This window comes from Polynucleobacter sp. 39-46-10, assembly GCF_002282275.1.
In genome coordinates this window covers 1-5,637 of record NZ_NCJB01000148.1, presented here as the reverse complement: position 1 = coordinate 5,637, position 5,637 = coordinate 1, and the positions used below count along the sequence as shown (strand labels likewise).

Annotated in this window: 6 protein-coding genes; 2 read left to right on the top strand and 4 right to left on the bottom strand. The window is 46.8% G+C overall.

Annotation, left to right across the window (positions count from 1 at the left end; translation table 11 throughout):
- The first annotated feature begins 49 nt into the window (after positions 1 to 49).
- Both tyrS and B7X71_RS11080 read left to right on the top strand, forming a co-directional pair.
- The gene (gene tyrS, locus B7X71_RS11085) at positions 50 to 1,285 is read left to right on the top strand and encodes a tyrosine--tRNA ligase (protein ID WP_293599837.1); all 1,236 of its coding nucleotides are present in this window, start codon (positions 50 to 52) and stop codon (positions 1,283 to 1,285) included.
- Positions 1,286 to 1,351: 66 nt separating this feature from the next.
- Positions 1,352 to 1,891 carry an HPP family protein gene (locus B7X71_RS11080; RefSeq protein WP_215386857.1) on the top strand — a complete coding sequence of 180 codons (540 nt, stop codon included), beginning with the start codon at positions 1,352 to 1,354 and terminating at the stop codon, positions 1,889 to 1,891.
- Positions 1,892 to 1,924: 33 nt separating this feature from the next.
- Here the strand turns inward: B7X71_RS11080 and ruvB are convergent, their stop codons facing one another.
- From ruvB to purH, 4 genes are all read right to left on the bottom strand, one after another.
- Complete coding sequence (gene ruvB, locus B7X71_RS11075) at positions 1,925 to 2,992, bottom strand: Holliday junction branch migration DNA helicase RuvB (protein ID WP_215386855.1); 1,068 nt, start codon at positions 2,990 to 2,992, stop codon at positions 1,925 to 1,927.
- 31 nt (positions 2,993 to 3,023) lie between these two features.
- The gene (ruvA, locus tag B7X71_RS11070) at positions 3,024 to 3,608 is read right to left on the bottom strand and encodes a Holliday junction branch migration protein RuvA (RefSeq protein ID WP_215302093.1); all 585 of its coding nucleotides are present in this window, start codon (positions 3,606 to 3,608) and stop codon (positions 3,024 to 3,026) included.
- 26 nt (positions 3,609 to 3,634) lie between these two features.
- Positions 3,635 to 4,156 carry a crossover junction endodeoxyribonuclease RuvC gene (ruvC, locus tag B7X71_RS11065; RefSeq protein WP_293598775.1) on the bottom strand — a complete coding sequence of 174 codons (522 nt, stop codon included), beginning with the start codon at positions 4,154 to 4,156 and terminating at the stop codon, positions 3,635 to 3,637.
- A 6-nt stretch (positions 4,157 to 4,162) separates the two neighbouring features.
- On the bottom strand, positions 4,163 to 5,637 hold a 1,475-nt coding region (purH, locus tag B7X71_RS11060; protein WP_293600755.1), incomplete at its 5' end, for a bifunctional phosphoribosylaminoimidazolecarboxamide formyltransferase/IMP cyclohydrolase.

Sequence of the window (5,637 nt, the reverse complement as noted above, 5' to 3'; positions counted from 1 at the left end):
AAATACTAATTTAACCGACTAAGTAAGTCACTAAGCTAACCCAATCAGCATGACGGCTAAACCAGAACAAAAATACCCACTGACCCCTGAAGTTTTTGCAGCCCTTGAAGTCACTAAAAGGGGTTGTGACGAGTTATTGGTCGAGGCTGACTGGATCCAGAAGCTAGCTAAAAGCCAGGCAACTGGTACACCTTTGCGTATTAAATTGGGTTTAGATCCAACTGCGCCAGATATTCATTTGGGTCATACGGTTGTTTTGAATAAATTGCGTCAGCTTCAAGATTTAGGTCACACTGTGATTTTCTTGATTGGTGACTTCACCAGCATGATTGGTGACCCCTCTGGACGTAATGCAACGCGCCCTCCACTGACTGCCGAAGAAATTGCTGTCAATGCGCAGACCTACTATCGTCAGGCCAGTATGGTGCTTGATCCTGCTAAAACTGAGGTGCGCTACAACAGTGAATGGTGCGACCCTCTCGGTGCACGCGGCATGATTCAGTTAGCGGCACGTTATACCGTTGCACAAATGTTAGAGCGTGATGACTTTACCAAGCGCTACCGTAGTGGGATACCGATCTCTGTGCATGAGTTCTTGTATCCACTAATGCAGGGTTATGACTCAGTTGCTCTCAAGAGCGACCTAGAGCTTGGGGGCACTGATCAGAAATTTAACCTCTTAGTTGGGCGCGAGCTCCAACGTGAGTATGGCCAAGAGCCTCAATGTATTTTGACCATGCCGCTACTGGTTGGTTTGGATGGCGTTGATAAGATGAGTAAGTCCAAAGGTAATTACATTGGCATTAGCGAGCCTGCTGGTGAGATGTTCGGCAAACTTTTGAGTATCTCTGATGACTTGATGTGGGATTACTTCACATTACTGTCATTCCGTCCTATGGCGGAAATTGACCTGATGAAGCAAGAAGTAGCTGCCGGTAGAAATCCTAAAGATTGCAAAGTGCTGCTCGCACAAGAAATCGTCGCACGCTTTCATTCGCAAGCTGCCGTAGAAAAAGCTTTGGAAGACTTTAATCATCGCGCTAAAGGCGGAATACCAGATGACATCCCAGAAATAAGTCTCACTGGAGCTCCAATGGGGGTTGCTAGCCTTTTGAAGGCTGCAGGCTTGGCACCATCTACGTCTGAAGCGATGCGCAACATTGAGCAAAACGGCGTAAAGATTGATGGCACAACAGTTACCGATAAACAGTTAAAAGTTGATACTGGTACTTACGTAGTGCAGGTAGGCAAGCGTAAGTTTGCTAAGGTAACTTTAGTTAAGTAGTACTAAAAAATTGACTGTAGACCTCAATACATGAAACTAATGTTTGAGAGAAAAATGTGAATCACGATGAGACATTCTCTTAAATACCTTTTAAAGAAATATGCTTTTTATTTTGGTGGAGATCAACCACACGTCTCTTGGTTAGAGCGCTTTAGATCTGTATTTGGAGTATTTGCTGGTCTTTTACTTGTACTCACTATCTCAAGATATCTTGGAGATCTCAGTGGTGTAAATGAATGGCTTATGGCTTCTTTGGGTGCCAGCGCTTTACTGGTTTTTGTACTCCCACAGAGCCCTATGGCCCAACCTTGGGCAGTCATTGCAGGCAACACCCTATCTGCTTTAGTCGGAATCTCAGTAATTCATTTTGTGGACGATCCACTGATGGCAATGTCATTTGCAGCCAGCTTATCTATTTTAGGAATGTTTATTTTGCGCTGCTTGCACCCCCCTGCAGCTGCAATTGCTTTAATTGTGGTGCTTGGCAATGTCATGCATTATCGGTATGCAATATTTCCGATAATGATAGATTCTGTAATACTAGTTTTGGTTGCGGCAGCCTATAGCAATTTAACTGGTAAAAGTTACCCCAATAGACCAAGCTAGGATTGATAACTTTTCTAGCTTATCTGAATAATTTCAAGATATCTGGCCATCACCAGCAGGTGGCGTTAGGCCAAAATGCTCATAAGCCTGACGTGTTGCGACTCTGCCCCTAGAGGTTCTTTGTAGGTAGCCTTGTTGAATCAGGTAGGGCTCCAATACATCTTCAATGGTGTCACGCTCTTCGCCAATAGCGGCTGCTAAGTTATCAATACCCACTGGCCCGCCATCAAACTTATGCAAGATAGCTTCCAGTAATTTCCTGTCCATTACATCAAAACCACTTGGGTCCACATCGAGCATTTTTAATGCTGCATCTGCCATTTGCTTGGTAATGGTGCCGGTACCCTTGACCTCGGCATAGTCACGTACTCGACGTAGTAGGCGATTGGCGATACGTGGTGTGCCTCTAGCGCGCTTTGCAATCTCAATCGATCCCTCTGGGTCAATATCAGCTTTGAGTAAGCTGGCAGAGCGCGTAATAATTTTGGTGAGCTCTTCAGTAGTGTAGAACTCCAGTCTTGCCACAATACCAAAGCGATCACGCAGTGGATTAGTGAGCATACCGGCACGAGTAGTTGCACCGATTAAGGTAAATGGCTTGAGATCAATTTTGACGCTGCGCGCTGCAGGCCCCTCACCAATCATGATGTCCAGGCTGTAGTCTTCTAGTGCTGGATAGAGAATCTCCTCAACTACTGGAGAGAGTCGATGAATCTCATCAATAAAGAGCACATCGTTTGCTTCCAAATTGGTAAGTAATGCAGCAAGATCGCCAGGTCTATCCAGAACGGGGCCGCTAGTTTGGCGCAAGTTCACGCCTAGTTCTCTAGCAATGATGTGGGCTAGGGTAGTTTTACCAAGGCCAGGAGGGCCAAAAAGTAGTACGTGATCGAGAGCCTCTTGTCGGGCTCTCGTTGCAGTAATAAAGATTTCTAGTTGAGCGCGAGCCTTGGTTTGACCAACATACTCATCCAACTGTTTTGGGCGCAAGGCTCTTTCAAAGACGGCTTCAGAATTACCTGCCGCGCCGCTAACGATACGGTCATTGGCTTCAGGTAAATCTTCGGGAATTGAGCTGAGATCTTCGGTGTGGATTGCCATACTGCAAGTGTAGTGGTGTTTGAGTGCTTAGTTATGAAGACTTCGAGAGGTATTTGAGGCCCATGCGAATACCATCTGAAACGGTAGTGTCAGGCGGTATTTGTTTGAGGGCAAGATGCGCTTCTTTTTCTGAATAACCTAGCGCCAAGAGTGCCTGCAATATTTCACTGCTGGCTTCAATTGTCTGGGGCTTGCCACCCACAATTCCTAAATCTGGAGCTAGCTTCCCTTTGAGCTCGAGGCAAAGACGCTCGGCAGTCTTTTTCCCAATGCCAGGAACCTGAGTCAGGCGTCCCGCTTCTTGCATTGCAATGGCTTGAGCTAATTCATTGACACTCATGCCGGAAAGTACTGCAAGGGCAGTCCGCGATCCAACACCGCTAATTTTGATCAGTTGTCTAAAAGCTTCGCGCTCTGTTTCTGTAGCAAAGCCAAAAAGTTGCTGCGCATCTTCTCGTACTTGAAAGTGCGTGAGAAGTGTAATTTTTTGATTAGTCTCTGGCAATTGGTACAGGGTACTCATGGGCACATCGATCTCATAACCAACGCCTTGGCAATCTACCAAGAGGCGAGGTGGGTGAACCGAAACGAGAATTCCTTGAATGCGACCAATCATGTAAAGATCTTAACCTGTTTGTATTGTTATTTCTTACTACTCTTTTTGGGCATAAGGGCGGCAGTAATGGCTTTCGGAATCTGGGCATGATGCGCAGCGCAAATCGCCACCCCTAATGCATCGGCTGCATCTGTACCAGGGGCGCGGCTTAGGCGTAGCAAACGCTTGACCATTTCTTGCACCTGAGGTTTGGTGGCTCTTCCAGTTCCGACGATGGACTGCTTTACCCTAAGTGCACTGAACTCTGCGACTGGGAGCTTGTCGGACACTAGAGCTGCAATCACTGCACCTCGTGCCTGACCTAGCATCAATGTAGAGCGAGGATTGACGTTCAGGAATACTTCTTCAATAGCAGCTTGCTCTGGGTGGTATGTCTCTAGAACTTCTTTAATGCCTGCATACAAGATTCCCAGTCGCTCAGGAAGTCCTTGTGCTGGGTCGCCACTCTCAATCGTCCCAGAGGCTACGTAACTCAGCTTTTGGCCATCAACATCAATAACGCCAAAACCCGTTGTTCGTAGACCTGGGTCGATTCCTATCCAGCGCATGGGTGCTTAGTGTCGGAAGTGACGTGTGCCAGTAAAGATCATGGCAATGCCATGCTCATTGGCCGCCGCAATAATTTCATCATCACGCATGCTGCCACCAGGCTGGATGGCGCAGCTTGCACCACCATTTACAACGACATCCAAGCCATCTCTGAATGGGAAGAAGGCATCGCTAGCAACTGCCGAGCCTTTCAGGCTCAGACCTGCGTTCTCTGCCTTAATGCTTGCCATGCGAGCGGAATCGACGCGACTCATTTGACCAGCACCAATACCAAGCGTCATGCCCTTAGCGCAATACACAATTGCATTTGACTTCACAAACTTGGCAACGCGCCATGCAAACATCATGTCATGCATTTCGCTTGGAGTTGGAAGACGCTTACTTACAACACGCATTTCGTTTTCAAGGACGTTTTTCGCATCAGGAGACTGAACTAGCAATCCGCCGCCAACGCGTTTGAAGTCAAAAGTATTAAACGCAGTGCCCAGAGGAATCTCTAAGAGACGCACATTTTGTTTAGCAGCAAATATAGCCTTTGCTTCATCGCTAAAACTAGGCGCAATTAATACTTCTACAAACTGTTTGGAAATTGCCTCAGCTGCGGCACCGTCACATGGCACATTGAGGGCAATAATTCCACCGAAGGCAGAGCTTGGGTCGGTTTTAAATGCTTTTTGATAAGCCTCGAGGCCGTTAGCTGCAACGGCTACGCCGCAAGGGTTGGCATGCTTAATAATGACGCAGGCTGCGGCACCACCAGTACTGCCAGTGAAGCTCTTGACGCATTCCCAGGCAGAGTCAGCATCAGCGATGTTGTTGTAGGAGAGCTCTTTACCTTGTAGTTGCTTGTAATTGGCAAGCGCACCATCAACCGGATAGATATCTTTATAAAAAGCAGCTGATTGGTGTGGGTTCTCCCCATAACGCATCTCTTGTACTTTTTCAAAGGCAAGGTGTAAGGTTTCTGGATAGGCAGAACGTTTCTTGTGATCGAGATCATCACCTAATGCAGATAAATAATTGGCAATCGCGCCGTCGTATTGAGCGGTATGGGCAAATACCTTTTTAGCTAGAGCTAAATTAGTTTTATAGGAAACCACGTTCTGATTGACTTTCATTTCTTCAAGTACAGGCGCGTAGTCTTCTGGTGAAATGAGCACCGTCACATCTTGATGATTCTTGGCGGCAGCACGCAACATGGCTGGGCCACCAATATCAATATTTTCAACCGCATCTTCAAATGAGCAATCGGCTTTAGCAACGGTCTCATTAAACGGATAGAGATTAATAACTAGCATGTCGATCGTATCGATACCATGTTCTTTCAAAGCAGCCATATGCTCAGGGAAGTCTCGACGAGCCAACAAGCCACCATGCACCATAGGATGCAAGGTCTTTACGCGGCCGTCTAACATCTCTGGGAACTTGGTGAGTGAAGACACTTCCACTACAGGTAAATTATTTTCAGCTAAGAGCTTTG